This window comes from Mesorhizobium sp. M4A.F.Ca.ET.022.05.2.1, from assembly GCF_003998845.1.
Classification (GTDB): Bacteria; Pseudomonadota; Alphaproteobacteria; order Rhizobiales; family Rhizobiaceae; genus Mesorhizobium.
Genome location: NZ_RZOJ01000681.1, coordinates 1 through 1,663 on the forward strand (window position 1 = coordinate 1; position 1,663 = coordinate 1,663).

The following is a 1,663-nucleotide window of genomic DNA, read 5'->3' on the forward strand; positions in this document are numbered from 1 at the left end:
GCGCGCGGCGCCTGGCATCAATCTCATCGGGAGCATCGGCCAGCCGCTCGCGCTCGGCCTCGGCTTCCGCCTTGCGCTCGCCAAGGGCGGCGATCTGCGTCGAGGCGTTCTCGGCCCGCTCCAGCCAGCTGCGGCGCTCGGCGCCGATGGCTTCGAGCCGGCGCACACGCGCTTCGGCTTCGCGCCGCAAGCCCTCATGGACGGCGCGCGCGTCGGCAAGAGTGGCTCGATCGCGCGAGACATTGGCCGAGGACTGTTCGAGCTGCAGTTGCAGATCACCGAGATCGGGCGCGTCCTGCAGCAGCGTTTCGGCTTCCAGGAAGGCCGCCTGGGTTTCCTCATGGCTGTCGACGACGCGGGCGCGCGCCTCGTCGAGCGCGGCGCGCCGGCTCACCAGCTCGCCGCCGGCCTTCTCGGCCTCGGCCAGCGCGTTGCGGGCGGCATCCAGCCCATGCTGGGCATCGCGGCCGGCCTGGCGGGCATTGCGCTCGGCCTCGCTTGCCTGGCGCAGCGCCTGTTCGGCCTGGGCAAGGGCTGCTTCGGCCTCGCGCAGGACGCGGGTGGCCTGCACCGCCTCGGCGTCGAGCTCGGCCAGCCGGTTCTTCTGCGCCAGCCGCTGCGCCGCGGCGGTCGGCGCGTCGGCGCTGGCGGTCAAGCCGTCCCAGCGCCATAGCGCGCCGTCACGGCTGACCAGCCGCTGGCCGGGCGCAAGCAGGGCCTGGAGACGGCGGCCATCGGCAGCCTCGACAATGCCGATCTGCGCCAGCCGGCGGGCAAGCTGGGAGGGCGCGCGCACGACGCTGGCAAGGCTCTTCACGCCGTCGGGCAGCGCTGCATCGCCAGGCTGGATCGCGCTCTCGCCCCAATGCACCGGGGCGCTGCGGTCGAGCGGCACGTCGAGATCCTCGCCGAGGGCGGCGCCCAGCGCGGTCTCGTAGCCGCGCTCGACGCTGAGCTGCTCCAGCACGGACGGGAAAAGATCGCCGCTGGCGGCATTCAAAATCTTGGAAAGCGTGCGGGCTTCGGTCTCGATGCGCTGCAACTCCGCCTTGGCGTCCTGTAGCGGCGGGCGGGCGGCGCTTTCGGAGCCGCGCGCCTCGGCGACGGCCTGCTCGGCGGCGATGGCGCCGGCCTCGCTCTCTTCCAGGCGGGCGAGCGCGTCCTCGACCAGCAGTCGCTTCTCGGCCGGATCGGGCAGGCCGGAAATGCGGGCGACGATGTCGGAAAGCTCGCGGTCGACCTCGGCGAGCTGGCGGGCAAAGCGGTCGCGACGCTCGGCGGTCTCGCGCAACGTTCGTTCGATCTGATGCCGCGAGGCGGCGGCCTCGGCCCGTTCGGCGGTCAGCGCGGCAAGCTTTGCTTCGCTCTGCGAGAGCGTCGCCCCGGCCTGTTCGAAGGCGGCGCGCGTCGTGGCCTCGCGCTCGGCGGCACCGGCATTCTCGGAGTTGAGCGAAGCTTCCTCGGCGCGAAGGCGCTCCAGGATATCCGCATTGTCGCGCACCATGCGCTCCTCGCGGGCCATGTCGCCGTCGAGCTGCTGCAGCCGGCGCTCAAGCTCGACCTGGCGGGAGCGGATGCGGCCGGCCTCTTCCTCGATCTGTGTCTTGGCGATCGACAGGCGCTGGAAGGCGGCGGCGGCGGCAGCTTCGGCGTCGCGCAGGTC

The 1,663-nt window shown here is 72.8% G+C and carries 1 pseudogene; it reads right to left on the bottom strand.

The features are described from left to right. Positions 1–1,663 (bottom strand): annotated as a pseudogene (locus EN745_RS34505) (chromosome segregation protein SMC); the annotation flags it as partial.